The 25,523-nt window shown below is 51.7% G+C and carries 22 protein-coding genes; 14 read left to right on the forward strand and 8 right to left on the reverse strand.

Going from position 1 to position 25,523, the window contains the following annotated elements:
• Positions 1-6 precede the first annotated feature (6 nt).
• The 9 genes from WB237_RS04545 to WB237_RS04585 all read left to right on the forward strand — a co-directional run bounded on the left by WB237_RS04545 (position 7) and on the right by WB237_RS04585 (position 9,679).
• Entirely contained in the window at positions 7-888 is an 882-nt protein-coding gene (locus tag WB237_RS04545) for a carbohydrate ABC transporter permease (protein ID WP_114977065.1), read from the forward strand.
• Positions 875-1,717 carry a carbohydrate ABC transporter permease gene (locus WB237_RS04550; protein ID WP_114977066.1) on the forward strand — a complete coding sequence of 281 codons (843 nt, stop codon included), beginning with the start codon at positions 875-877 and terminating at the stop codon, positions 1,715-1,717. The genes WB237_RS04545 and WB237_RS04550 overlap by 14 nt, the downstream gene beginning before the upstream one ends.
• 29 nt (positions 1,718-1,746) lie before the next feature.
• Positions 1,747-2,799: a zinc-dependent alcohol dehydrogenase gene (locus WB237_RS04555; RefSeq protein WP_336210731.1), complete on the forward strand. Its 1,053-nt coding sequence runs from the start codon at positions 1,747-1,749 to the stop codon at positions 2,797-2,799.
• A gap of 17 nt (positions 2,800-2,816) precedes the next feature.
• On the forward strand, positions 2,817-3,605 hold the full coding sequence (locus WB237_RS04560) for a sugar phosphate isomerase/epimerase family protein (RefSeq protein ID WP_336210734.1): 789 nt from the start codon (positions 2,817-2,819) through the stop codon (positions 3,603-3,605).
• Between the two features lie 11 nt (positions 3,606-3,616).
• Complete coding sequence (locus tag WB237_RS04565) at positions 3,617-4,675, forward strand: Gfo/Idh/MocA family protein (RefSeq protein WP_236920910.1); 1,059 nt, start codon at positions 3,617-3,619, stop codon at positions 4,673-4,675.
• Positions 4,669-6,948 (forward strand): glycoside hydrolase family 65 protein, encoded by a 2,280-nt coding sequence (locus WB237_RS04570; protein ID WP_336210736.1) that lies wholly within the window; start codon positions 4,669-4,671, stop codon positions 6,946-6,948. Before WB237_RS04565 ends, WB237_RS04570 begins: the two co-directional genes overlap by 7 nt.
• Positions 6,938-7,603: a beta-phosphoglucomutase gene (gene pgmB / locus WB237_RS04575; protein ID WP_114977070.1), complete on the forward strand. Its 666-nt coding sequence runs from the start codon at positions 6,938-6,940 to the stop codon at positions 7,601-7,603. The genes WB237_RS04570 and pgmB overlap by 11 nt, the downstream gene beginning before the upstream one ends.
• Before the next feature lie 13 nt (positions 7,604-7,616).
• Positions 7,617-8,699 carry an ABC transporter ATP-binding protein gene (locus WB237_RS04580; protein WP_336210739.1) on the forward strand — a complete coding sequence of 361 codons (1,083 nt, stop codon included), beginning with the start codon at positions 7,617-7,619 and terminating at the stop codon, positions 8,697-8,699.
• Between the two features lie 65 nt (positions 8,700-8,764).
• On the forward strand, positions 8,765-9,679 hold the full coding sequence (locus tag WB237_RS04585) for an OmpG family monomeric porin (RefSeq protein WP_336210741.1): 915 nt from the start codon (positions 8,765-8,767) through the stop codon (positions 9,677-9,679).
• A 33-nt stretch (positions 9,680-9,712) separates the two neighbouring features.
• Here the strand turns inward: WB237_RS04585 and WB237_RS04590 are convergent, their stop codons facing one another.
• On the reverse strand, positions 9,713-10,723 hold the full coding sequence (locus WB237_RS04590) for a LacI family DNA-binding transcriptional regulator (protein ID WP_336210744.1): 1,011 nt from the start codon (positions 10,721-10,723) through the stop codon (positions 9,713-9,715).
• A gap of 154 nt (positions 10,724-10,877) precedes the next feature.
• On the opposite strand from WB237_RS04590, the gene WB237_RS04595 reads away from it, so the two are divergent.
• The 3 genes from WB237_RS04595 (at position 10,878) to tyrR (ending at position 14,978) form a co-directional block, all read left to right on the forward strand.
• Positions 10,878-12,275 carry a YcjX family protein gene (locus WB237_RS04595; protein WP_336210747.1) on the forward strand — a complete coding sequence of 466 codons (1,398 nt, stop codon included), beginning with the start codon at positions 10,878-10,880 and terminating at the stop codon, positions 12,273-12,275.
• Positions 12,272-13,324: a YcjF family protein gene (locus tag WB237_RS04600; RefSeq protein ID WP_336210749.1), complete on the forward strand. Its 1,053-nt coding sequence runs from the start codon at positions 12,272-12,274 to the stop codon at positions 13,322-13,324. The genes WB237_RS04595 and WB237_RS04600 overlap by 4 nt, the downstream gene beginning before the upstream one ends.
• A gap of 112 nt (positions 13,325-13,436) precedes the next feature.
• Complete coding sequence (gene tyrR, locus WB237_RS04605; RefSeq protein ID WP_336210752.1) at positions 13,437-14,978, forward strand: transcriptional regulator TyrR; 1,542 nt, start codon at positions 13,437-13,439, stop codon at positions 14,976-14,978.
• 37 nt (positions 14,979-15,015) lie between these two features.
• On the opposite strand, the gene WB237_RS04610 is transcribed toward tyrR, so the two are convergent.
• Together WB237_RS04610 and tpx are read right to left on the reverse strand one after the other, a co-directional pair.
• Positions 15,016-16,224: an aldose 1-epimerase family protein gene (locus tag WB237_RS04610; RefSeq protein WP_336210755.1), complete on the reverse strand. Its 1,209-nt coding sequence runs from the start codon at positions 16,222-16,224 to the stop codon at positions 15,016-15,018.
• 276 nt (positions 16,225-16,500) lie between these two features.
• Positions 16,501-17,007 (reverse strand): thiol peroxidase, encoded by a 507-nt coding sequence (gene tpx, locus WB237_RS04615; RefSeq protein ID WP_336210758.1) that lies wholly within the window; start codon positions 17,005-17,007, stop codon positions 16,501-16,503.
• A 107-nt stretch (positions 17,008-17,114) separates the two neighbouring features.
• Here tpx and ycjG point away from each other — a divergent pair, with 107 nt between their 5' ends.
• Positions 17,115-18,080, forward strand: coding sequence for an L-Ala-D/L-Glu epimerase (gene ycjG / locus WB237_RS04620; RefSeq protein ID WP_336210762.1), 966 nt, complete (start codon positions 17,115-17,117; stop codon positions 18,078-18,080).
• On the opposite strand, the gene mpaA is transcribed toward ycjG, so the two are convergent.
• On the reverse strand, positions 18,071-18,784 hold the full coding sequence (gene mpaA, locus WB237_RS04625) for a murein tripeptide amidase MpaA (RefSeq protein ID WP_336210764.1): 714 nt from the start codon (positions 18,782-18,784) through the stop codon (positions 18,071-18,073). The genes ycjG and mpaA overlap by 10 nt on opposite strands.
• 185 nt (positions 18,785-18,969) lie before the next feature.
• Here mpaA and WB237_RS04630 point away from each other — a divergent pair, with 185 nt between their 5' ends.
• Positions 18,970-20,586 (forward strand): peptide ABC transporter substrate-binding protein, encoded by a 1,617-nt coding sequence (locus WB237_RS04630; RefSeq protein WP_336210767.1) that lies wholly within the window; start codon positions 18,970-18,972, stop codon positions 20,584-20,586.
• Between the two features lie 59 nt (positions 20,587-20,645).
• Here WB237_RS04630 and WB237_RS04635 read toward each other — a convergent pair whose 3' ends face one another.
• From WB237_RS04635 to WB237_RS04650, 4 genes are all read right to left on the reverse strand, one after another.
• Positions 20,646-21,209, reverse strand: a complete 564-nt coding sequence (locus WB237_RS04635; protein WP_028018835.1) for a DJ-1/PfpI family protein — start codon at positions 21,207-21,209, stop codon at positions 20,646-20,648.
• A 218-nt stretch (positions 21,210-21,427) separates the two neighbouring features.
• Positions 21,428-21,568: an Ecr family regulatory small membrane protein gene (locus tag WB237_RS04640; RefSeq protein ID WP_147279777.1), complete on the reverse strand. Its 141-nt coding sequence runs from the start codon at positions 21,566-21,568 to the stop codon at positions 21,428-21,430.
• 74 nt (positions 21,569-21,642) lie between these two features.
• Positions 21,643-22,875, reverse strand: coding sequence for a sensor domain-containing diguanylate cyclase (locus WB237_RS04645; protein WP_336210774.1), 1,233 nt, complete (start codon positions 22,873-22,875; stop codon positions 21,643-21,645).
• 92 nt (positions 22,876-22,967) lie between these two features.
• Positions 22,968-25,097 (reverse strand): putative bifunctional diguanylate cyclase/phosphodiesterase, encoded by a 2,130-nt coding sequence (locus WB237_RS04650; protein ID WP_336210778.1) that lies wholly within the window; start codon positions 25,095-25,097, stop codon positions 22,968-22,970.
• Between the last annotated feature and the right edge of the window lie 426 nt (positions 25,098-25,523).

Raw genomic sequence — 25,523 nt, forward strand, 5'->3', positions numbered from 1 at the left:
GAAATTATGAAGACGTTGTTTTCTGGTCGTTCAGATATGCCTTTCGCCATGTTGCTGTTGGCCCCCAGCCTGATTTTGCTGGGGGGCCTGGTGGCCTGGCCAATGATTTCCAATATCGAAATCAGTTTCTTACGTCTGCCGCTTAACCCGCGCATTAGTGCGGTGTTTGTCGGGCTGGACAATTATATTCGCATCCTCAGTGATGCAGCATTCTGGCACTCGCTGTGGATGACATTCTGGTATACGGCGCTGGTCGTGCTCGGCAGCACAGGGCTGGGACTTGCCGTCGCCATCTTCTTCAACCGTGAATTTCGCCTGCGGAAAACGGCACGTTCGCTGGTGATTTTATCCTACGTAACGCCGTCTATTTCCCTGGTGTTTGCCTGGAAATACATGTTCAACAACGGCTACGGGATTGTGAACTATCTGGGCGTTGACCTGCTGCATCTTTATGACCAGGCACCACTGTGGTTCGACAACCCTGGCAGTAGCTTTGTGCTGGTGGTGCTGTTCGCTATCTGGCGCTACTTCCCGTATGCCTTTATTTCATTCCTGGCGATTTTGCAGACCATTGATAAATCGTTGTACGAAGCGGCAGAGATGGACGGAGCCAATGCCTGGCAGCGTTTTCGTATCGTCACGTTGCCCGCCATCATGCCTGTGCTGGCAACGGTAGTGACGCTACGAACCATCTGGATGTTCTACATGTTTGCAGATGTCTACCTGTTAACGACCAAGGTCGATATTTTAGGCGTCTATCTCTACAAAACTGCATTTGCTTTCAACGATTTGGGCAAAGCGGCGGCAATCTCTGTGGTGCTGTTCGTGATCATCTTTGCTGTGATCCTGCTGACCAGAAAAAGGGTGAACCTCAATGGCAACAAATAAACGCTTACTGGGCCGCATTGGTTTTTATCTGGGGCTGGCGGTATTTCTGATTATCACGCTGTTCCCGTTCTTCGTGATGCTGATGACGTCATTTAAGAGTGCGAAAGAGGCCATATCGCTGAACCCGACTATTCTGCCGCAAGCGTGGACGCTTCAGCATTACGTTGACATCTTTAACCCGCTGATCTTCCCGTTTGTGGACTACTTCCGCAACAGCATGGTGGTGTCGCTGACATCGTCGGTGATTGCGGTGTTTCTCGGCACACTGGGTGCTTACGCGTTGTCCAAACTGCGTTTTAAGGGACGCACGACGATCAATGCGAGCTTCTACACCGTCTATATGTTCTCCGGGATTTTGCTGGTGGTGCCACTGTTCAAAATCATCACCGCGCTCGGCATTTATGACACTGAAATGGCGCTGATTATCACCATGGTGACCCAGACGCTGCCGACAGCGGTATTCATGCTGCGTAGCTATTTCGACACCATTCCGGACGAAATAGAAGAGGCTGCGATGATGGATGGTCTGAACCGGCTGCAAATCATCTTCCGTATTACCGTGCCGCTGGCGATTTCCGGCCTCGTGTCGGTGTTTGTTTACTGCTTCATGGTGGCGTGGAACGACTACCTGTTTGCCTCCATTTTCCTGTCCAGTGCCAGCAACTTTACTCTGCCGGTTGGGCTGAACACGCTCTTTAGCACGCCAGATTATATCTGGGGTCGCATGATGGCGGCATCGCTGGTGACGGCGCTTCCAGTGGTCATCATGTACGCACTCTCTGAACGTTTTATTAAAAGTGGTTTGACCGCCGGTGGCGTTAAGGGCTAAGGCGGCCAATTTTTTACCAGGAGCAAGTTATGAAAAAGTTAGTTGCGACAGCGCCACGCGTGGCGGCGCTGGTGGAATATGAAGACCGTGCTGCTGAAGCACATGAAGTAAAAATTCGCGCCCGCTTTGGCGCACCCAAGCACGGTACAGAAGTCGTGGATTTCCGCGCAGCAAGCCCGTTTATTGATGAAGAGTTCAACGCGGAGTGGCAGATGTTCACCCCGCGTGAAGAGGGTTCAGCACGTGGTATCGAATTCGGTAAGTTCCAGTTGGGCAACATGATCGTTGGCGACATTATTGAATGTGGTGCAGACGTCACTGAATACCAGATTGGCGACAGCGTCTGCTGCTACGGTCCACTGCAGGAGACAGTGATCGTTAACGCGGTTAACAACTATAAGCTGCGCAAAATGCCGCAGGGCGTGTCCTGGAAAAATGCCGTTTGCTACGATCCGGCGCAGTTCGCCATGAGCGGCGTGCGTGATGCCAACGTGCGAGTGGGGGATTTCGTTGTGGTTGTGGGCCTGGGGGCGATTGGTCAGATTGCTATCCAGCTGGCGAAAAAAGCCGGCGCATCCGTTGTTATCGGCGTTGATCCTATCGAACACCGCTGTGAGATCGCGCGCCGTCATGGTGCGGATCACTGCCTGAACCCGATTGGTACCGACGTTGGTTTGCAAATTAAAAACCTGACCGGCAAACAGGGTGCGGACGTGATCATCGAAACCAGCGGTTTTGCTGATGCGTTGCAGTCTGCTCTGCGTGGACTCGCCTATGGCGGCACTATCTCCTACGTTGCCTTCGCAAAACCGTTCGCGGAAGGCTTTAACCTCGGCCGTGAAGCGCATTTCAATAACGCGAAGATTGTCTTCTCACGCGCATGCAGCGAACCCAACCCGGATTACCCACGCTGGAGCCGCAAGCGTATTGAAGAGACCTGCTGGGAACTGCTGATGAACGGTTATCTGAATTGTGAAGATCTGATCGACCCGGTCGTGACTTTCACCACCAGCCCGGAAAGCTACATGACGTATGTCGATCAGCACCCGGAACTCAGTATCAAAATGGGCGTCACTTTTTAAGCTAAGGAGAGCAAATCATGAAAATCGCAACACAAAACCAGGCCTTTTTCCCGACCAACATTATGGAAAAATTCAAGTACATCAAATCTATGGGTTTTGATGGCTATGAAATCGACGGCAAACTCCTGGTAGAAAATCTCGACGAAGTAAAAGCCGCAATCAAAGCCACTGGCCTGCCGGTAACAACTGCATGCGGCGGATATGATGGCTGGATCGGTGATTTTATCGAAGAACGCCGTATGAACGGCTTACAACAGATTGAACGCATTCTGGAAGCACTGGCAGACGTGGGCGGAAAGGGCATTATTGTACCTGCTGCGTGGGGGATGTTTACCTTCCGCCTGCCGCCAATGACCTCCCCACGTAGCCTGGACGGCGACCGCAAAGCGGTTAGCGCCTCGCTGCGTTGGCTGGATGAGGTGGCTGCGCGCACCGGTACGACCGTCTACCTGGAGCCGCTGAACCGCTACCAGGATCATATGATCAACACCCTGGCCGACGCGCGTCGTTATATCGAAGAGAACGGTCTGAAGCACGTGCAGATCATCGGTGATTTCTATCATATGAACATCGAAGAGGACTCACTGACGGATGCGCTGCATCAGAACCGCGATCTGCTGGGGCATGTGCACATTGCTGATAACCACCGCTATCAGCCGGGCAGCGGAAGCCTCGATTTTGCCAGCCTGTTCGATCAGCTGCGTGCCGATAACTATCAGGGGTATGTAGTGTATGAGTGCCGCGTTCGTGCCGACGATCCGGCTCAGGCCTATCAGGACTCACTCACTTATTTGCGTGAATGCTAAGGATGACGAGCGTGATGAGTGCTTCTACACCGTCGCCTCTGCGTGTCGCCATCATTGGCGCCGGACAGGTCGCGGACAAAGTGCATGCCTCGTATTACGCCACACGCAGTGATGTTCAAATGGTGGCTGTCATGGACAGCCGCCTTGAACAAGCACAGGCGTTAGCGGAACGTTTTGCTATTTCATCGGCATGGCAGGACGCTCACGAGATGTTGCAGGCAGTAAAACCGGATGTGGTGAGCGTCTGTTCGCCTAACCGGTTCCATTTTGAACATGTGATGGCGGCCCTCGACGCGGGTTGCCATGTGATGTGTGAAAAACCCCCGGCGATGACAGCGCTGCAGGCTGATGAGATGCGCATTGCGGCGCGCAAGGCAGGAAAAGTCCTGGCCTATGATTTTCACCATCGCTTCGCCCTGGATACTCAGCTCCTGCGTGATGCGGTAATGAACGGAACACTCGGTGAGGTTTACTTCACGTCGGCGCAGGCGCTGCGTCGTTGCGGTGTGCCGGGGTGGGGCGTTTTTACCAACAAATCGTTACAGGGCGGTGGACCGCTGATTGATATCGGCATTCATATGCTTGATGCCGCCATGTATGTTCTGGGTTTCCCTGCTGTAAAACGGGTGACCGCGCACAGCTTCCAGAAGCTGGGAAACTGTAAAAGTACCGGTCAGTTTGGCGAGTGGGATCCCACGCTGTTTACCGTTGAGGATGCCCTGTTTGGCACGATTGAATTCTGTAACGGCGGCATTCTGCGTGTGGACACCTCTTTTGCGCTTAACATCCGTGAGCAGTCCATCATGAACGTCTCTTTCTGCGGTGAAAAGGCGGGGGCAACGCTGTTCCCGGCGCACATCTACAACGATGAAGCCGGTGCTTTAGTCACCATCACACAACGTGAAGAGGCTGATGACCAGCGCCATTTACGCAGTATGGAGGCCTTCGTGCGTCATGTGCAGGGAGAGCCCGTGATGATCGCTGATGCAGAACAGGGGCTGGTTATCCAGCAGCTTGTGGCCGCGCTTTATGAATCAGCTGAAACAGGGGAAAGCGTGACATTATGCTGAACGTCTCTGGATTAACCGACCCGGGCTTTTGTCCACACAGTCTGAATAAATACGCCTCTGTCATGGCCTGCGGCAATGGCTATATGGGCATTCGCGCTACGCATGAAGAAGATTATACCCAGCAAACCCGGGGCATGTATCTCGCGGGTCTGTATCACCGTGCCGGGCGCAATGAGACCACTGAGCTGATCAATCTACCTGATATCACCGGCATTGATGTTGAGCTGGACGGTGTAAATTTGACCCTCCTGTCAGGAGAAATACTTGAGTGGCAGCGCGAGCTTGCCTTTGCCAACGGCGAACTGCATCGTAACGTTGTCTGGCGTTCGCCTGACGGGAAACGCTATCGACTGGAAAGTCGTCGTTTTGTGTCGCTGGACCAGTTGCCCTTAGTGGCAATGCAGTTCTCGATCACACCGCTTGATGGCGCTGCGCAGACCGTGCTGAAAACTGGCATAGATGCGACACAAACCAACAGCGGCAGGCAGCATCTGGATGAACTCTCGGTCAGAGTCTTTGACCAGCATTACATGCAGGGTGTGTATGAAACGCAGGACCGGGCGTCTGAGGTTGTTATTTCGGCATATTGTCAGCTTTCAACAAAGAGCGACAGCTGTTTCACCGCCAAAAATCGTCGTCTCAGTGTTCATCATTCACTGAAAATTGCTAAGGGTGACACTGTCACGCTTGAGAAAATTGTCTGGGTGACGCATCGCAGCGATAAAGGACTGTCGCAGGCGTCTTTCGCGCACAACGCGCTGGCCGATCTCAAAGTCTGTGCGGCAAGGGGCTACGATGCGTTGCTTGAGAGTTCAGCGTATGCCTGGAAAGCGGTCTGGCGTGATGCACGGGTTGAAGTCATTTCTGCGGAACATCAGGATCAGGTGGCACTGGATTATGCTGTCTGGCATCTGACCGCGATGACGCCAGCCCATGACGAGCGAAGCAGTATCGCCGCAAAAGGGCTGACGGGAGAGGGGTATAAAGGACACGTCTTCTGGGATACCGAAATTTTCCTGCTGCCTTTCCATCTGTTCACCCGCCCACAGGTTGCCCGCAGCCTGCTGCGCTATCGCTGGCTTAATCTTTCAGGCGCTCGGGAAAAAGCCCGACGTAACGGCTGGCCAGGCGCGTTGTTCCCGTGGGAAAGTGCCGCAAGCGGAGAGGAAGAGACACCAGAATTCGCGGCTATCAACATCCGTACCGGGGTTCGCCAGAAGGTCGCTTCCGCACTCGCTGAACACCACATCGTGGCAGATATTGCCTGGGCCGTGGTCGCTTACTGGCAGGCGACAGGCGATGATGCTTTTATGCGTAATGAAGGCCTGACGTTGTTGGTGGAAACCGCCTCGTTCTGGATAGGACGCGCGACGGAAATTAATGGGCGTCTGGAAATCCATGACGTGATCGGACCGGATGAATACACCGAGCATGTGAATAACAATGCCTACACCAACTATCTGGCCTGGTACAACGTTGCCTGCGCGCGTCGGTTTATGACGATGTTCGGATGTGAAGATGCGTGTTTTACGGATAATGCCACGCAGTTCCTGTCACGCCTGTGGCTGCCAGAAGCCGATGCTGACGGTGTGATCCCACAGGATGATACCTTCATGGCAAAACCTGCCATTGATCTGAGCCGCTATAAAGCCAAAGCGGGTAAGCAGACCATTCTTCTCGATTACTCCCGCGCGGAAGTGAACGAAATGCAGGTCCTTAAGCAGGCCGATGTTGTGATGCTTAACTATCTGCTGCCGGAACGGTTTACGCCGCAACAATGCGCCGCCAATCTGGCGTTCTATGAACCACGTACCATCCATGATTCGTCGCTAAGCAAAGCCATTCACGGGATTGTGCTCGCGCGCTGTGGTGACACTGAAGGAGCCTATATCTTCTGGCGTGACGGCATCAGCATTGATTTGGGTGATGATCCGCACAGTAGCGATGAGGGTATACATGCTGCGGCAACAGGTGCGATCTGGTCTGGCGCGATTCAGGGATTCGCTGGCCTGCAAATTATTGAAGGGGAATTGCATCTTGCGCCGAAACTGCCTGCTCACTGGCAGAAACTCGCATTCCCGCTGCGGTGGCGGAATGCAACCATGCACTTCGCGTATGAAAACGCAGTGTTAACCCTTGAAACGTCGGAACCTGTCACGCTGACGCTGTGGGGCAAAACGCTACGTGTATCGGGGCGGAAAGTTTGCGCTTATAAGGATTTTCTTGCACCCGTTGATGGGACCGCTACCACAGGGGTGAGTCATGATGCTTAAGGCTGTTGTTTTCGATCTGGATGGTGTGATCACCGATACCGCACACCTCCACTTTCTGGCCTGGCGCGCCGTGGCGGAGGAAATTGGTATCGGCTTCGATGAAATTTTTAACGAACAGCTGAAGGGGATAAGTCGTATGGATTCCCTCCTGCGCATCCTGAAGCATGGCGGGAAAGAGGGGATGTTTAGCGATGAGCAGTGTCTGGCGCTTGCGACGAAAAAAAATGCGCTTTATGTCCAGTCGCTGGCATCCCTCACGCAGGATTCGCTGCTTCCGGGTATTCGCGAGGTGCTGGCGGAGATCCGTGCGGCGAAGGTCAAAATTGGGCTGGCATCCGTATCGCTCAATGCCCCAGGGATCCTGAACGCGCTGGGTATTCATCAGGCATTCGATTTTTGTGCCGATGCTTCCCGCATTCACCGCTCAAAGCCAGATCCGGAGATCTTCCTGGCCGCCTGTACAGGGCTGAATGTGCGTCCTGAAGAGGCCATCGGTATTGAAGATGCCGCCGCAGGCGTTGAAGCAATCAACAGTGCGGGGATGCTGTCGGTAGGTATTGGGCCTGGTCTCAACCATGCGGGATTACAACTTCATTCAACGCGGGAACTGACCTGGAAATGCCTGACAGAATTCTGGGCGTCCCGGGCGTATTGAAAAGGAATAAATTATGGCTCAACTGTCTCTGAAACATATTCAGAAAATCTATGATAACCAGGTCCACGTGGTTAAGGATTTCAACCTCGAAATTGAGGACAAAGAATTCATTGTCTTTGTCGGTCCATCGGGCTGCGGTAAATCGACCACCCTACGAATGATTGCCGGTCTTGAGGAGATCAGTGCAGGTGAACTGATTATCGACGGCATTTGCATGAATGATGTGCCAGCCAAGTCACGCGATATCGCAATGGTGTTCCAGAACTATGCGCTTTATCCGCATATGACGGTCTACGACAACATGGCGTTTGGCCTGAAAATGCAAAAAATAGCGCCTGCGGTGATTGAGGAGCGCGTTAACTGGGCGGCGCAGATTTTAGGCTTACGTGAATACCTGAAGCGTAAGCCAGGCGCTTTGTCCGGCGGTCAACGCCAGCGTGTGGCGCTGGGCAGGGCGATTGTGCGCGAAGCGGGCGTCTTTCTGATGGATGAGCCGTTATCCAACCTTGATGCCAAGCTTCGTGTACAGATGCGCGCTGAAATCAGCAAGCTGCATCAGAAGCTTAATACCACCATGATTTATGTCACGCACGACCAGACGGAAGCGATGACGATGGCGACCCGCATCGTGATCTTAAAAGACGGCATTATTCAGCAGGTGGGGGCTCCGAAGCAGGTGTACAACGAGCCGGCAAATATGTTTGTCGCAGGGTTCATTGGTTCACCGGCGATGAACTTCATTCGTGGTGCTATCGACGATCGCTATTTCGTGACAGAAACACTACGCCTGGAGATCCCAAAGAACATTCTCGACATACTGAATGCGAAAGGATATCAGCGCAAAGCGGTGGTATTTGGGATCCGTCCGGAAGACATACTTGCCCTGCAGAGCAGCGGAAATGACATCACGGCGAAGGTCAGTGTTGCAGAATTGACCGGAGCCGAATTTATGCTTTATGCCACCGTGGGTGGACATGAACTGGTTGTCCGTGCAGGGGCGGCGAATGACTACGTTGCTGGAGATAATATCGGCATCCAGTTCGATATGAATAAGTGCCATTTCTTCGACGCCGATACCGAAGCGGCTATTAGATAAGAAGAGCGTTTGCCGGGAATGCAAATTTCCGGTTTTTTGTTTGTTAATTATAAAGGGAATATTTAATGAGTACTCTACTAAGAAGTGCTGCGCTTATCCTATGCGCAGGGGTTAATTACGCACAAGCTACAGAAACGGCAAAGCAGTGGGAATTTAATATCGGTGCAATGTATGAAATTGAAAACGTCGAAGGTCAGGGCGACGATAAAGATGGATTATATGAACCTTCCGTGTGGTTTAATGCGACATGGGATGCGTGGACTATTTCTCTGGCGATGTACCAGGAAGGGCCAGTTGATTACAGCAGTATGACGCGCGGCACCTATTTTGATCGCCCGGAATTTGAATTACGCTACCGATTTATCGGCACCGATGATTTTACTTTCGGTCTGACCGGTGGTTTTCGTAATTATGGTTATCACTTTAAAGATGAACACGGCGCCAAAGACGGCAGCGCTAATATGCAGCGCTACAAAGTTCAGCCTGACTGGGATATTAAGTTAACCGACGACTGGCGTTTTGGCGGTTGGTTTGCCATGTATCAGTTTGCCAACGATCTCGAAAAAACCGGTTATGCTGACAGCCGCGTTGAAACCGAAACGGGCTTTACGTGGACCATTAACGAAACCTTTGCAGCTAAAGTGAATTACTATTTAGAGCGCGGTTTCAATATGGACAGCTCCCGTAATAACGGCGAGTTCTCCACCCAGGAAATTCGTGCATATCTGCCCATTTCGTTAGGCCAGACCACTTTAACGCCATATACCCGTCTTGGCCTCGATCGCTGGTCAAACTGGGACTGGCAGGACGATCCTGATCGTGAAGGGCATGATTTCAACCGACTGGGTATGCTTTATGCCTATGATTTCAATAATGGTTTATCCATGACACTGGAATACGCCTATGAATGGGAAAACCACGACGAAGGTGAGAGCGATCGCTTCCACTATGCGGGTGTCGGTGTGAATTACGCGTTCTGATAATGATCTACCAGGGGCGTTTGCCCCTGGTTTTTAGCGCAAGGAAGCCGCATCCGAAAAATGCGTTTCAACCAATATCTTATGCGGCGCAGGTTTACCCGCAATACGCTGAAACAGCACGTTGCAACTCTCTTCGCCCAGCTTTCTCGTTGGAATATCAAACCCGCCTGGCGCAGGGCTTAAAACGAGAGACAGCATTGGGTCGCTGTATCCCGCCATGGCAACCTGCTCGGGGATCGTCAGATTTAACTCATCCGCTGCACGATAAAGGCTTAACAATTTCATGCTGTCAGTGGCGAAAACGGCATCGGGCGGGTTGTCCGATGAGAGAAGTTTGCAGGCCGCCTTTAGCGCACTTTCATGGGTATATCCGCCATCAATGACCCAATCCGGGTTAATAGTTATGCCCTGTTTCTCAAGGCTGGATTTATATCCGGCAAGACGATCGATAGAAACGTGATAGTCTAGCGGAGCATGCAAACAGGCAATTTTTGTGCGTCCATGTTTAATAAATGAATCTGTCAATATGGCACTGTCGTGGAAATTGTCCGTATCGACGGAATAAATATTCTGATATTCACCTTCCACTTTTCCAATAACGACCACCGGCACTCCGTATTCGTCAAGCGTGGTGAAAAAGGATTCGTTTGCCGGTGAACTCAGCATGATAATCCCTTTGATCATCTTCTGTTTAATTTTACTCACACATTTCAGCAGATCATCTTCACTGCTTTTTGAGGTTTGCAAAATAACGTCAAAACCTTCCTCTTCCGCCTTTGCCGTAATGGCATGAAGGACATCGGAGAAAAAAGGGTTACCGGCAGTGGTTTTGGCCGAGCGGGTCGAAATAACCATAATGGCATCGAAGCCAGAAGAGGTCAGGGCGCGGGCCAGTTTGTTGGGCTGATAATTTAATTCGTCTATTGCCTTCAGCACTTTGTCACGCGCTTCAGGAGAAATATTCGTTTGTTTATTCAGAACGCGGGAAACGGTTGATTTCGATACGCCCGCAACCCGTGCGATATCATAGATGGTGGGTGACATACACCTTACTCACTCCAGACTGACAGCAATACTGTTCATCTTACTGGAGAGAAAACGGCAATAGCAATAAATAAGAATTGATAATCAACGATCTGCCCCCATTTATTGTATTCTGAAGCCATGAATTCCAGTCTTCCGGACAAAAAGGACGGCAATGAAGCGACTTAAAAACGAATTCAATTCACTGGTGAACCGCGGTGTTGACCGTCATCTGCGTCTGGCGGTGACAGGTTTGAGCCGCAGTGGTAAGACGGCATTTATCACCGCGATGGTGAACCAGCTACTTAACCTGCACGCAGGGGCACGCTTGCCTTTGCTTAGCGCTGTGCGGGAAGAGCGTTTGCTGGGCGTTAAGCGCGTGCCTCAGCGCGATTTTGGCATTCCACGTTTTACGTATGACGAAGGGCTGGCACAGCTTTATGGCGACCCACCCACGTGGCCGACGCCAACGCGAGGGGTAAGTGAAATTCGTCTTGCGTTACGCTTTCGTTCCAATGAATCCCTGATGCGCCACTTCAAAGATACCTCAACACTGTATCTTGAAATCGTCGATTATCCTGGCGAATGGCTGCTCGATTTACCCATGCTGGCGCAGGATTATCTTAGCTGGTCCCGTCAGATGGCGAGTTTGTTACAGGGTCACCGCGCGGAGTGGTCAGCAAATTGGCGGCAATTGTGCGAAGGCTTAGATCCGCTCGCGCCTGCTGATGAAAACCGTCTGGCGGCTATCGCGGAAGCCTGGACGGCGTATCTGCATCAGTGCAAACAGGAAGGGCTGCATTTTATCCAGCCGGGGCGTTTTGTCCTGCCGGGTGATTTAGCCGGAGCGCCCGCGTTGCAGTTCTTCCCGTGGCCGGACGTGGATGGCACCGGAGAGTCAAAACTGGCTCAGGCCGACAAGCACACGAATGCCGGGATGCTGCGCGAGCGTTACAATTACTACTGTGAAAAGGTGGTCAAGGGTTTCTACAAAAACCACTTTTTACGTTTTGATCGTCAGATAGTGCTGGTGGATTGTCTTCAGCCGCTTAACAGCGGGCCACAGGCTTTCAACGACATGCGCCTCGCGCTGACACAGCTGATGCAAAGTTTTCATTATGGTCAGCGGACGCTATTTCGCCGCTTGTTCTCGCCGGTGATCGACAAGTTGCTGTTTGCAGCCACCAAAGCCGATCATGTCACGGTCGATCAACACGCCAATATGGTGTCGCTGCTGCAACAACTGGTCCAGGATGCCTGGCAAAATGCCGCTTTCGAAGGGATCAGCATGGATTGCCTCGGGCTGGCGTCCGTGCAGGCGACGCAAAGTGGGCTGATTGACCTTAACGGCGAAAAAATTCCGGCATTACGCGGGAACCGTCTTAGCGACGGCGAGCCACTTACCGTGTATCCGGGCGAAGTTCCTGCACGGCTTCCAGGCCCGGCGTTCTGGCAGAGCCAGGGCTTCCAGTTTGAAGCTTTTCGCCCCCAGGCCATGAGTGTCGATCAACCGTTACCGCACATTCGTCTGGATGCGGCACTGGAGTTTTTGATTGGAGATAAATTGCGATGACGGAACCGTTAAAACCACGCATAGACTTTACCGGAACGCTTGAGCAAGAGAATCAGGAAGCGTTTAAAACCGCGCAAACGTTCAGTGGTACGCAGGCTGAGAACTTTGCCCCGGCAGTGACGGAAGAGCCGGGTGTAGAGGAAGGCCAGGCGGAAGCTGTCGTTGAGGCTGCTTTACGCCCGAAACGCAGCCTTTGGCGCAAGATGGTCACCGCCGGTCTGGCGCTGTTTGGCGTAAGTGTGGTTGGGCAGGGCGTACAATGGACGATGAATGCCTGGCAAACCCAGGACTGGGTCGCGCTCGGCGGGTGTGCTGCGGGTGCCCTGATTGTGGGGGCGGGTATTGGGTCGGTTGTAACGGAGTGGCGTCGCCTCTGGCGTCTGAGACAGCGCGCGCATGAGCGCGATGAAGCTCGGGACCTGCTCCACAGTCACGCTACCGGAAAAGGTCGCGCATTTTGTGAAAAGCTCGCCAGTCAGGCAGGTATTGATCAATCGCATCCGGCACTTCAGCGCTGGTATGCCGCCATCCATGAAACCCAGAATGACCGCGAAGTGGTGACGCTCTATTCTCATATGGTCCAGCCGGTGCTGGACGCCCAGGCACGGCGCGAGATTAGCCGCTCTGCGGCGGAATCCACGTTGATGATTGCCGTCAGCCCGCTGGCGCTGGTCGATATGGCATTTATCGCCTGGCGTAACTTACGCCTGATTAACCGTATCGCGAATCTTTACGGCATCGAGCTGGGTTATTACAGCCGACTCAGACTGTTTAAACTGGTTTTGCTCAATATCGCCTTTGCCGGTGCGAGTGAGCTGGTGCGCGAAGTGGGAATGGACTGGATGTCGCAGGATCTGGCGGCCAGGCTCTCAGCCCGTGCCGCTCAGGGTATTGGGGCGGGTTTATTGACAGCGCGTTTAGGTATTAAAGCGATGGAAGTCTGTCGTCCGCTTCCCTGGATTGATGACGACAAGCCGCGGCTGGGGGATTTCAGGCGCGAGTTGATCGGTCAGCTCAAAGAAACGCTCAATAAAAAACCTGCCCCGTGAGGTTTTGTTCACTAATCGTGCTGGCTGTCAATATTTGTTGACAGCCAGCTTCCGGATCACCGTGTTCTGACATATCATTTTACTGTTATTGGCTTAAAACGGTGAATTTCCCATGCGTCTTGAAGTCTTCTGTGAAGACCGTCTCGGTCTGACCCGCGAATTACTCGATCTTCTTGTTTTACGTAGCATTGATTTACGTGGCATTGAGATCGACCCTGTCGGGAAGATTTACCTCAATTTTGCCGAAATTGAATTTAATACCTTCAGTAGCCTGATGGCTGAAATCCGCCGTATCGCTGGCGTTACGGATGTACGTACTATCCCGTGGATGCCCTCTGAGCGTGAGCACCTGGCGCTGAGCGCACTGCTGGAAGCGATGCCAGAGCCTTTCCTCTCTCTGGATTTGAAAAGCAAAGTAGAACGCGTTAACCACGCCAGCTGTCAGCTTTTTGCACAGAGCCAGGACAAGCTCAGCCACCATAACGCCGCACAGCTGATTCCCGGTTTTAACTTCCAGCGCTGGCTGGATAGCAACCCCCAGAACACACATAGCGAGCACGTGGTGATCAACGGACAGAATTTCCTGATGGAGATCACGCCGGTCTATCTGAAAGGGGAAAGCAATACCCGCGTGCTGACTGGCGCGGTGATCATGCTGCGATCAACGTTACGTATGGGACGTCAGTTGCAAAACCTCTCCAGTCAGGATGTAGGGGCATTCAGCCAGATTATTGCCGTCAGCCCGAAAATGCGTCATGTGATTGACCAGGCCCGTAAGCTCGCGAGTTTGACTGCGCCGCTGCTGATTACCGGCGATACCGGCACCGGGAAAGACCTGCTCGCTCACGCCGTACACCTGGCGAGCCCGCGTGCTGCAAAACCGTATCTGGCGCTTAACTGCGCCTCCATTCCTGAAGATGCCGTCGAAAGCGAGTTATTCGGTCACGCCCCGGAAGGCAAAAAAGGGTTCTTCGAGCAGGCCAATGGCGGTTCCGTGCTACTGGACGAGATCGGCGAAATGTCTCCTCGCATGCAGGCTAAGCTGCTGCGTTTCCTGAACGATGGTACGTTCCGCCGCGTGGGTGAGGATCATGAAGTGCATGTGGACGTGCGTGTCATTTGCGCCACCCAGAAAAACCTGGTCGAACTGGTGCAAAAGGGGATCTTCCGCGAGGATCTCTATTATCGCCTCAACGTCCTGACACTCAACATTCCACCGTTGCGCGATTGCCCGCAGGACATCATGCCGTTAACCGAACTGTTTGTGGCTCGCTTTGCCGACGAGCAGGGCGTTCCGCGTCCGAAGCTCTCAGCCGATCTCGGCACGGTATTAATGCGCTATGGCTGGCCGGGTAACATTCGTCAGCTCAAAAACGCCGTTTATCGGGCTCTGACGCAGCTGGAAGGATATGAATTACGTCCGCAGGATATCCTGTTGCCGGATTACGACGCCGGGTCAGTATCTGTCGGTGAAGAGGCGATGGAAGGTTCACTGGATGAGATCACCAGCCGTTTCGAGCGTTCAGTGCTGACACAGCTTTATCGCAGCTATCCAAGTACCCGCAAACTGGCAAAACGTCTTGGTGTCTCGCATACCGCGATAGCGAATAAGCTGCGCGAGTATGGTTTGAATCATAAGAAGGGCGACGAATAACAAAAAGCCTCTGTAAAGAGGCTTTTTTTCTTTTCGCTTATTCCTTCGCAAGAGGCGTGGTTACGATTTCCGTTTTTGTGTCTCCCTGAATCGACGCAATTCTGTTTTCCACATCTTTCACCTGTTGTGGGTTGTGAAGCAGGGTATAGGTCAAATCAAACTGCGTGCTGGCTCCTGGCTGCAACTGCTTAACGCGTTTCTGCTCGCGTTCGATGGTGACGGGGTACGCGTAGCTGGTACCTGGCTCAATGCCTGTAACATAACCCTGTTTCAGCGTGTCGGTGTTTTTCCAGAGAGTCAGCACGGGCAACTGGCGAGTATCAAACTGAATTGACGCGCCTTTATCACCGGCTTTATTGATCACTGCCGCAAGCGTTTCGTGGTTATTATCCGCGAGCGGTTTGATATTAAAGACCATCTCATCAAAGTCTTTTGTCGGCCCTGCGTAGGTTTGCCATTCGTTAACGCCCGCTTTGGCGTAGTCGTTGAATGGGCTCACGCTTACTGCCGGGGCAAGGAATCGCGCGCCTTCTTCGAGGATCGGTGTTCCAAAGTTACTGTGATAGATGATTTGATAATCATGAGGATAATCAGCATGGTTGGTCAGAACGTCATGCAGGCTGAATTGGTTGCTTCCTGGAACATAACGCAGTTCGGTCATCGTTTGCAGATCGGCTTTCTTGAACGTGCTCTCTTTGATTAAACCGCGAATGCGAATCTCATGTGGGGCAGCATCAGCAACTTCCACTTCCACCTGCGAGGCAGGCGTATTACCCGCCTTACCGTGAAGAGTATAGATTTGTCCATCAGCGGTGACCGGATGGCCTGTCCACTCATAGCCACACCGCACCATCATTTCGTTGAAACCTTCCAGCCAACCGAGCCCGTTTCGACTTTCCAGATTGATATAGGCCGGGTTGACGACCTCTTTGACAGGGGAATTCCACCCCAGTTTGGTACCAAACCCTTCAACATGCAGGAGATCCATGCCACGGGTAGGGCTTAAGGCAATTGTCAGTCCATTTTTGCTGCTAATGATGATGACTTTACTGCCTTCCTGTTTACCTCCATGTAAGACTTTTTGCTCAATGCTGAACGTTTGCCCTTTAACGTTCAGCTCATCGCTCGAAATTTTCCAGTTTCCTTTCTCCACGCTGCTTTCAGCGCTTGTCAGCACCCAGGTTTTAGCCGCGGCTTGGCCAGAGAACAGTACTGCGAGTATCGTAAACGCCAGTTTGATTTTCATATTCTTCCCTTTTTGCTGAAACGATTATTTGTTTTCGTAAGGGAATCTAATGTCTTAACAAAAATGGAAATGTGATGTGCTTCACCAGGCGCAAAAATATGAATTTTTGAAGATTATTGTGGGATTATGATCGCTTTATTGATAAGTATAGAGGAGGTTGTTGCACAATAATTGTGAATTGTGACAAGTATAGCTTTAACGATTCAGCTTATTGAGTAATAAAAAACCCCGCCATAGCGAGGTTTAGAAAGTACTGTATAGATTGCTAAGCAATTATTATGCTTTCAGCACGTCCAGCGCAGCGGTGTAATCCGGCTCGGTGGTGATTTCGTTAACCAGCTCGCTGAATACGACATTGTCGTTTTCATCAATAACCAGTACAGCGCGTGCTGCCAGACCTTTCAGTGGGCCTTCGGAGATGCTGACGCCGTAATTTTTGAGGAAATTCGGGCTGCGCAGGGTGGAGAGAGTGATAACGTTGCTCAGGCCTTCAGCGCCGCAGAAGCGAGACTGGGCGAATGGCAGGTCAGCAGAAATGCACAGCACAACCGTGTTGTCCATTTCAGTCGCCAGCTGGTTGAACTTACGCACAGATGCAGCACAAACACCGGTATCAATGCTTGGGAAAATGTTCAGTACTTTGCGTTTACCCGCAAACTGAGCCAGTGTGACGTCAGACAGATCTTTAGCCACCAGAGTAAAAGCCTGAGCTTTGCTGCCAGCCTGCGGAATGGAACCTGCAACAGCAACCGGGTTGCCCTGGAAATGAACGAGTTGTGACATAGATATCTTCCTGTTTACATATAGTTAACGTCGGGGCTAGTGTATGCCATCAGCGGATAACACGGCAAACCAAATTTTTCGCCTTTCCAGGCCGCAAGGAGTCAGTGATGAGAAGCGTTAAAGTCTATGAAGAAGCCTGGCCATTGCATTCCCCCTTTGTCATCTCTCGCGGCAGCCGAAGTGAGGCCGGTGTGGTGGTGGTTGAAATTGAGGAAGAGGGGTTTAAAGGCACGGGAGAATGCACGCCATACCCACGCTATGGAGAAAGTGCTGCATCAGTGATGGCGGCTATCATGACCCTGGTACCTGATCTGCAAAAAGGGCTCTCGCGCGAGGCATTACAGCAGCGTTTACCCGCCGGGGCGGCACGTAACGCCATTGATTGCGCGCTCTGGGAGCTTGAAGCCGCTAAACAGCAAACATCACTGACGTCGTTGCTGGGCGTGACCTTGCCGCAATCGGTCATTACGGCGCAAACGGTTGTCATTGGTGAGCCGGAACAAATGGCAGCCAGTGCAAAAGCGCTTTTTGATGCAGGGGCCACCCTGTTAAAGGTGAAGCTCGACGATCATCTGATTAGCGAACGAATGGTTGCCATTCGCGCGGCAGTGCCGTCGGCCACACTGATTGTTGACGCCAACGAATCATGGCATCCCGAAGGGCTTGCAGCGCGATGTCAGTTGCTGGCTGACCTGGGCGTGGCGATGCTGGAGCAGCCTCTTCCGGCGAAAAATGACGCGGCGCTGAAGAATTTTATCCATCCGTTGCCTGTGTGCGCGGATGAAAGCTGCCATACCCGTGAGAATTTGAGTGAGCTGCAGGGCAGCTATGAGATGATCAACATTAAGCTCGACAAAACCGGCGGGCTTACCGAAGCACTGGCCCTGGCGGACCAGGCCCGGACTGAGGGTTTTTCCTTGATGCTGGGATGCATGCTTTGTACATCCCGGGCAATCAACGCGGCATTACCGCTGGTCAATCAGGTCAGTTTTGCTGACCTGGATGGCCCGACATGGCTGGCGGTTGACGTTTCACCCGCGCTCAATTTTACCAGCGGCGTTCTTCATCTTTGAGGCTGCCAGCGCAGAAGTTCCACCATCGCTTTTAAGTATTTTTCGCTGGCTTCATCGGAAGAGATTGCCGGGAATTCAGCGGTGATACACGGTAAGCTCAAATCGGCGCACCAGCTTCCGAATGAGCCGGGTGTTTCATAGCCAACGCTGGTAACCAGCGGCAGGGCGAAAGCCTCTGCCAGCCACGCGCCCAGTTCGGTGTGACGTGGATCTTCAATACAGGCCAGCGGATCGTGGAAGGAGACAATCCAGGCAGGGTGGATCTTATGGATAAGCTGGCACAACGCTTGCGTTTCCGGCTCCGAACCTGGGGTGTCTCCCGTTAGCAGGACCACATCCCGCTCTTCAGCGGCGCTGTTCCAGCGATACACCGTTTCCCCGGCATGCCAGTTTGCTGCCGGGAAATTACGGTTTAAATCGACTCCTCTCGCATTCGCGCGTAATCCAAGCTGACAGCCATCCGGATTCACCGCCAGAATGACGTGATGACGCCGTAGTTTGGGTGTCAGTGTTCGCAGCGCACATGAGAGCGTGACGATGGAGGAATTCTCATCGCCATGCGTACCGGCAATGATCAAACCGCTGTTGCGATCGGCATCGGGTGCCGGGAAGCAGATCAGTGATGCGCCTAAAAATGAGCGGCCATATTGCTCTGCGCCCGGCGGAAAGGCGCCTCGTTCCGCTCTTGGTCGGGTGATTGCCATACGAAATCCTGATAAAGAAGTCTCTACAGGCAGTGTTGTGCAAAATTCGCTGTTAATCAAATAGTTTCCTTATCGGTTGAGAATTGTCGCAAATCACTTTTCCGGACGAAGGGATTTGCATTTCTCTTTTTCGAAACAAATAATTACGCATCTGCTTGTTATCTGAATTCATTAAAGGGGATCGTATGAAGCATCCTGTCTCGCGTCTTTGTGCTGCACTGTGTCTGTGCGGACTCTCAACACTCTCGTATGCTGCTGATGTGCCACAGGGCACGGTACTGGCGCAACAACAGGAGCTGGTCAGACATATTAAAGATGAGCCTGCCTCGCTCGATCCGGCAAAAGCGGTGGGATTGCCAGAGATTCAGGTGATTCGCGATCTCTTCGAAGGACTGGTTAATCAGAATGAGAAAGGGGAGTTAACTCCGGGGGTGGCGACGCGCTGGCAGAGTAACGATAACCGTATCTGGACGTTCACCCTGCGTGATAACGCCAGGTGGTCTGACGGTTCCCCGGTCACCGCGAAGGATTTTGTCTACAGCTGGCAGCGTCTGGTTGACCCGAAAACCACGTCTCCGTTTGCCTGGTTCGCGGCGCTGGCAGGTATCAACAACGCGCAAGCGATTATTGATGGTAAAGCGGCACCGGATACGCTGGGCGTGACGGCGGTCGATGACAGGACGTTACGCGTTCAACTGGATAAGCCACTGCCGTGGTTTAGCAACCTGACAGCTAGCTTTGCGTTCTACCCGGTGCAAAAAGCCAACGTTGAAAGTGGTAAGGAATGGACGCGTCCTGGAGCTCTGGTTGGAAATGGCGCCTACGTTCTTAATGACCGCGTGGTAAATGAAAAACTGGTTGTCGTTCCAAATACGCATTACTGGGACAATGCAAAAACTGTCCTGCAAAAAGTGACCTTCATTCCAATCAATCAGGAGTCGTCTGCCACCAAACGCTATCTGGCGGGAGATATTGATATTACCGAATCGTTCCCGAAAAACATGTATCAGAAACTCCTGAAGGATATACCGGGGCAAGTTTATACCCCGCCTCAACTGGGTACCTATTATTACGCGTTTAACACGCAAAAAGGTCCGACAGCGGATGCCCGCGTTCGTCTGGCGCTGAGTATGACCATCGATCGCCGCATTATGGCGGAAAAGGTTTTAGGGACCGGTGAGAAGCCAGCCTGGCATTTTACCCCTGACGTGACGGCGGGCTTTACCCCGGAGTCTTCACCGTTTGAGCAGATGTCACAGCAGGAGTTGAATGCTCAGGCGAAAACCTTGCTCCAGGCCGCAGGCTACGGCCCACAGCGCCCGCTGAAGTTGACCCTGCTGTATAACACATCCGAAAACCACCAGAAAATCGCCATTGCGGTGGCGTCCATGTGGAAGAAAAATCTTGGTGTGGATGTCAAACTGCAAAACCAGGAGTGGAAAACCTACATTGATAGCCGCAACACCGGCAATTTTGACGTGATCCGCGCCTCATGGGTCGGTGATTACAACGAACCCTCGACGTTCCTGTCGCTGCTGACGTCAACTCATACTGGCAATATTTCGCGTTTTAACGATCCGGCTTACGATAAGATAGTCCACCAGGCGACGCTGGAGACGACAGCGAAAGCGCGTAATGCGGACTACAACATGGCGGAGAAAATCCTCATGGAGAAAGCCCCCATTGCGCCAATTTACCAGTACACCAATGGTCGCCTGATTAAGCCCTGGGTGAAAGGGTATCCTATCAATAACCCGGAAGACGTGGCGTATAGCCGTACGATGTATATCGAGAAGCACTGACGTATAACCATCGCCTAAGTGAAACTGGCGCTAAACTGCGCCAGTTTTTACTTATCGCACTATTCTAACAATGCATTAAATTTCGCCAGCCACTGGGGATGCGCAGGCCAGGCGGGAGCAGTAACCAGATTGCCGTCCACATGTGCCTGATCGATGCCAATATTCGCGTAGTGTCCGCCGCTGAGACGGACTTCAGGTGCACAGGCAGGGTAGGCGCTACAGGTACGTCCTTTCAGAATGCCAGCGGCAGCGAGCAATTGCGGGCCGTGGCACACGGCGGCAATCGGTTTACGCGCGGCGTCAAATGCCTGTACCAGCTTCAGCACGTCATCATTTAACCGCAGATATTCGGGGGCTCTTCCTCCAGGAATAAGCAGCGCGTCGTAGTCCTGCTCTTTTACTGCGGAAAAGTCGGCATTGAGCGTAAAACGGTGACCGGGTTTCTCGCTATAGGTCTGGGCACCGTCAAAATCATGGATTGCCGTCATGACATAGTCGCCCTTTGATTTATCGGGGCAGACAGCATCAACCTGATGACCAATCATCTGTAAAGCCTGAAAGGGTACCATCGTTTCGTAATCTTCGGCGTAATCGCCAACCAGCATCAGGATCTTCTTGCTCATCATTCCTCACCTTTATGTATAAAGATGATTAAGATATAGCCTGGTATGGCTGGAATGCCGGAAATAAAAAAAGCCCGTCAGAGCACGGGCAACATAAGCAAATGATTTAGTGATTTGTTATCAACGTTATTGGATGATAACGCCGCGTATTTTACGTGGCATTCAGGGATTCAGATAGCTGACAAATTCGGTAGGTGAAACAAGAAATTAAACGTGGTTTATAACGCATCGAAGGTGGGGTAGAGGCTGTTTTCCAGAATTTCTACGAGATACCAGATTTCACCACTAAAAATAAACCAAAAACCAAATATAATAAGGCTTAAAATAATTAAGATGAGTATTATTTCTGTTTTACTCATTGAAGATGTTACCCACCACTATTCGGTTTATTCGAGGTGGGCATTGTAACGGGGCTTTCCTTGATACTCCAGTTTCATGCGGCAAGGACCTTGTTGCGCCCATCATTTTTCGCGCGATACAGCGCATCATCTACACGCTTAAACAGGTCATCAATACTCTCGCCCGGGCTATGTCGCGCCACGCCAATGCTGACGGTAAACCGAGGTAAACCCGGAATAGTGATACGGGAAACGGCAGAGCGGATTGATTCGGCAATCTGCATGGCGGTTTCGAGGGAGGTGCGCGGCAGCAGGATGACGAACTCTTCACCACCCCAGCGGAACACCAGATCATCTTTCCGGCCACAGGCTTCCAGCGTTCGGGAGAGGGCGATAAGTACTTCATCACCTTTCAGATGACCAAAGAGATCGTTAATGTTTTTAAAATGATCGGTATCCACCAGCAGCAGACTAAATTGCTGTTGCGCGGGAAGATGATTCTGGCTGGTTTGATCGATAAGGGTGTAAAACTGCCGACGATTGAGCAGACCCGTCATGGCGTCACGCGAGGCAGCGTGTTCCAGCTCTTGCTCCAGCCTTTTTTGCTCGGTGATATCATGGATGATGCACAGCATGAGCTTGTCACCGTAAATCTCAAGAGGCCCGGCATACGTCTGTACATGACGGGTGGAGCCATCGGCAAGACGGTGAACGAAATTGAGAGGTTTATGACCGCCGGGCAGTGCGGCAATTTCGGTCATAATGGGTATAACATCTCTTCCAAGAGTATTTATTTCCCAGGTATGTTTACTGCACATTTCATCATGCGAATAACCATAAAAATTGAGTGCCGCAAGGTTTGCATCAACGATTTGGCCATCCCGAGCAGGATCGATTAACAGCATCGGTGCGCTGTTGGTCAGGAAAAAGCGCGCGTAAAACCCCTGTTTTTTGCGCCGGTAGGTTGCAGAACGGCTGGCTTTCAGCCCGGAGACGATTTGCGAAGAGATCCCTTCGAAAACAATCACATCACCATAGGGTGCGTAGTGGGCCAGCGAGAGTCGACAACTCAGTGGAGCATCTTGTCCATCCCGGTTTATGGTCCAGATTTCGACGATCTCCTGCTCCGTTTTGAGTTCAGAAACGTACATCGACAGCACAGTTTGTGCACTCGCGGAATAAATTCCTTTGCGCAAATCATTCAGTGTTTTGTCACCCATTACCTGAGCTGCGGCCACATTTGCAAAAATGATCTGTTCCGAAACAGCTGAAATAAGCCACACGGGTGTTTTAATTACATTCAGCGCATCAAAACCATTTTGCGACATAGGCATTTCCTGTTCATCGGCACATTGTGCCTGACAATCATGATCGGATTGACTCGTGCGTACTCTTTTGAAACATACTCTACTTAATCTCGTCAGGCATGATTTTTTTGCGAAATAAATACGTGTTCTGAATGAATTTTACCAATTGGTATAATTTGTTTGTCTGAGTTCTTCTGCAACAGCAGCCACGGAACTTGTTCGGCAGGTAAAGGACGGGAAAAAAGGAACCCCTGCAGATAATCGCAGCCGAGGCTGGTCAGTACCGCTTGCTGCTCTTCTGTTTCGATCCCTTCTGCAACCACATTCATCTCCATGGTCCGTGCAATGTTGATAATGGTTTCAACCAGCTTGCGGCTTTTTTCATTTTCCAGCATCGACATCACAAAACTTTTATCAATTTTGAGCTCTTTTGCCGGAAGAACGCTCAGCATCAGCAGGTTTGAATAGCCAGTCCCGAAATCATCAATAGAGACGGTGATCCCCGCATGATTAAACGCATTGAGTAACTCGATACTGCGGTCGAGATTTTTAAGCGCGGTGCTCTCAGTCACCTCAAGGATCAGCCGGGAAGGAGACAGGTTATATTTTTCCAGCATCGACGATACGATATAGAAGATGTCCGGCTGTTCGAACTGAACAGGGGATAAGTTGAATGACAACGTCCACTGGCTAAAACCTTGTTCAGTCCAGAAATGAAGCTGTCGGCATGCTGCTTCAATGGCCCAGTTGCCAACCGGAATAATTAAACCTGTTTGTTCCAGCGAGGGTAAGAACAGATTAGGCAGTAACACCCCTTGCTCAGGATGGCGCCAGCGGAGAAGCGCTTCAAAACCGTGAATCGTTTTCTCTTCGGCATGCCAGGTTGGTTGGTACCAAAGTTCAAACTGATCGCGTTCAAGTGCCTGGGTGAGTTCCTGCAAAAAGCCAGGTTTAGCCGGAACCGCCGTCGACATTTCAGCCCGGTAAATAGCCCAGCCATTACGGCCATCCTCTTTAACGTGATGTAAAGCCGCGTCCGCCTTCAGTTTAAGTTCATGCAACGTTTCTCCATCTTGCGGGTAGAGGCTAACCCCCGCGCTGACGGTTGTACTTAACGTGTGTCCACAGATTGAAAGAGGACGACGCATATCCCCGAGTAACGTAGCGAGCAGCGAATTGAGTTTGTCGTCGTCGCATTCAGGAACCAGTAAGATAAAGGCATCCCCTCCCAGTCTGGCCAGGGTCATCTCACGCGTGAGCCGGGCCGTGATGCGTTGTGCAAGCGTGATTAACAGCTCATCACCGACATTGTGACCCCAGGTATCGTTGACACGTTTAAAGTGATCGACATTCAGGAAAATCACGGCAAATTGCTTCTTACTCAGCAACGCGCTGCGCAGACAATCCTGCATGCGGATATCCATCTGGTGGCGATTGGCGAGCCCAGTGAGTGCATCAAAGCGAGCCTGTAGCTCTAACTGGCGGTTGAGCTGCCGCAGATTTTCCGTCAGACGATTGGTGCGCCAGTGAGAATCTACGAGCGAGATAATCAGCATTACACCGAGCAGGGTGAGCGTAGTAACCGAAACCCAGATAGATAATCCCAGTTCGCTGATCCCGCCGGGGACGGAATGTGACATTTCAAGAAAATGCGCGGCACTCATACCGGTATAGTGCATTGCACAGATGGCGGCACCCATAATAAAAGCGGCAAGAATGCGACTCACAAAAACCCCTTTGTGGATATCGCGCAGGCGGAAAGCCAGCCATAACGCCACGCCGGAGGCAACAACGGCTATCAGTACGGACAAACCCACAATGCGCTGATCCCAGACGATGCTGCTGTCCAGCATCAATGCGGCCATACCGATATAGTGCATAGACACCACGCCCGCACTCAGGATCACCGTGGCGAAGAACAGTCGAAAGGGAGAAAGTTTTTTGCCGGTGACGGCAATATTAATGGCCGTGGTCGATGCAACAACTGCCGCACCCAGAGACGCAAGTGTTAACCAGAGGTCGTAGCTCATCATCATTGGCATTTGCATCGACAGCATGCCGATGAAGTGCATTGACCAAATCCCGATACCCAGCGTGACGCCTCCGGCAATGCGCCAGAACATTGCCGCCTTGCGGCTGGAAAGGGGAATTTTCCCGGCGCTGTCCAGGGCGATAAAAGAGGCGATAAAAGCCACCAGATAAGAGACGGCGATGAGTACAGGGTCCCACGATATACTGAGCATTATGCAATCCCACTCCTGAGAGGGTTACCGATTTCGCCTGCCGAACACATCTTTATCTGGCAGCGAACATGCGCATTAGCATTAAACAATATTAGTTATTTATCGTGAAAAATGGCCAGTCATATTAAAACTCTAAAAATAGTAAAGAATATAAAATATATTCCATTTATTAACAAAATTAGCATTGCTAAACAAATGCGAATAACTCTAGCAAAGCTCCTTAAATATGAGGGCAAACGGAACCTCTCACCGCAGGGGATGGTATCGCTTAACGTGGCAGGAGACCAGTATTGCAGCATGCCACGCAGAACATTTTCACTAATACAATCTTTTTATCTGACTTAAGCCAAATCTCAGGTGGCTAACGGTAAAACAAAAAACCGACGGTGTTTGTGAGGACAAATTTCAGAGCCGATGCTATAAGTC

Source organism: Enterobacter sp. P82, assembly GCF_037053385.1.
Taxonomy (GTDB): Bacteria; Pseudomonadota; Gammaproteobacteria; order Enterobacterales; family Enterobacteriaceae; genus Enterobacter.

Bases quoted from the DNA above. Each gene is read 5' to 3' on its own strand.
- WB237_RS04545 (WP_114977065.1), top strand. From the start codon at position 7: ATGAAGACGTTGTTTTCTGGTCGTTCAGATATGCCTTTCGCCATGTTG.
- WB237_RS04550 (WP_114977066.1), top strand. From the start codon at position 875: ATGGCAACAAATAAACGCTTACTGGGCCGCATTGGTTTTTATCTGGGG.
- WB237_RS04555 (WP_336210731.1), top strand. From the start codon at position 1,747: ATGAAAAAGTTAGTTGCGACAGCGCCACGCGTGGCGGCGCTGGTGGAA.
- WB237_RS04560 (WP_336210734.1), top strand. From the start codon at position 2,817: ATGAAAATCGCAACACAAAACCAGGCCTTTTTCCCGACCAACATTATG.
- WB237_RS04570 (WP_336210736.1), top strand. From the start codon at position 4,669: ATGCTGAACGTCTCTGGATTAACCGACCCGGGCTTTTGTCCACACAGT.
- pgmB (WP_114977070.1), top strand. From the start codon at position 6,938: ATGATGCTTAAGGCTGTTGTTTTCGATCTGGATGGTGTGATCACCGAT.
- WB237_RS04580 (WP_336210739.1), top strand. From the start codon at position 7,617: ATGGCTCAACTGTCTCTGAAACATATTCAGAAAATCTATGATAACCAG.
- WB237_RS04585 (WP_336210741.1), top strand. From the start codon at position 8,765: ATGAGTACTCTACTAAGAAGTGCTGCGCTTATCCTATGCGCAGGGGTT.
- WB237_RS04590 (WP_336210744.1), bottom strand. From the start codon at position 10,723: ATGTCACCCACCATCTATGATATCGCACGGGTTGCGGGCGTATCGAAA.
- WB237_RS04595 (WP_336210747.1), top strand. From the start codon at position 10,878: ATGAAGCGACTTAAAAACGAATTCAATTCACTGGTGAACCGCGGTGTT.
- WB237_RS04600 (WP_336210749.1), top strand. From the start codon at position 12,272: ATGACGGAACCGTTAAAACCACGCATAGACTTTACCGGAACGCTTGAG.
- tyrR (WP_336210752.1), top strand. From the start codon at position 13,437: ATGCGTCTTGAAGTCTTCTGTGAAGACCGTCTCGGTCTGACCCGCGAA.
- WB237_RS04610 (WP_336210755.1), bottom strand. From the start codon at position 16,224: ATGAAAATCAAACTGGCGTTTACGATACTCGCAGTACTGTTCTCTGGC.
- tpx (WP_336210758.1), bottom strand. From the start codon at position 17,007: ATGTCACAACTCGTTCATTTCCAGGGCAACCCGGTTGCTGTTGCAGGT.
- ycjG (WP_336210762.1), top strand. From the start codon at position 17,115: ATGAGAAGCGTTAAAGTCTATGAAGAAGCCTGGCCATTGCATTCCCCC.
- mpaA (WP_336210764.1), bottom strand. From the start codon at position 18,784: ATGGCAATCACCCGACCAAGAGCGGAACGAGGCGCCTTTCCGCCGGGC.
- WB237_RS04630 (WP_336210767.1), top strand. From the start codon at position 18,970: ATGAAGCATCCTGTCTCGCGTCTTTGTGCTGCACTGTGTCTGTGCGGA.
- WB237_RS04635 (WP_028018835.1), bottom strand. From the start codon at position 21,209: ATGAGCAAGAAGATCCTGATGCTGGTTGGCGATTACGCCGAAGATTAC.
- WB237_RS04640 (WP_147279777.1), bottom strand. From the start codon at position 21,568: ATGAGTAAAACAGAAATAATACTCATCTTAATTATTTTAAGCCTTATT.
- WB237_RS04645 (WP_336210774.1), bottom strand. From the start codon at position 22,875: ATGTCGCAAAATGGTTTTGATGCGCTGAATGTAATTAAAACACCCGTG.
- WB237_RS04650 (WP_336210778.1), bottom strand. From the start codon at position 25,097: ATGCTCAGTATATCGTGGGACCCTGTACTCATCGCCGTCTCTTATCTG.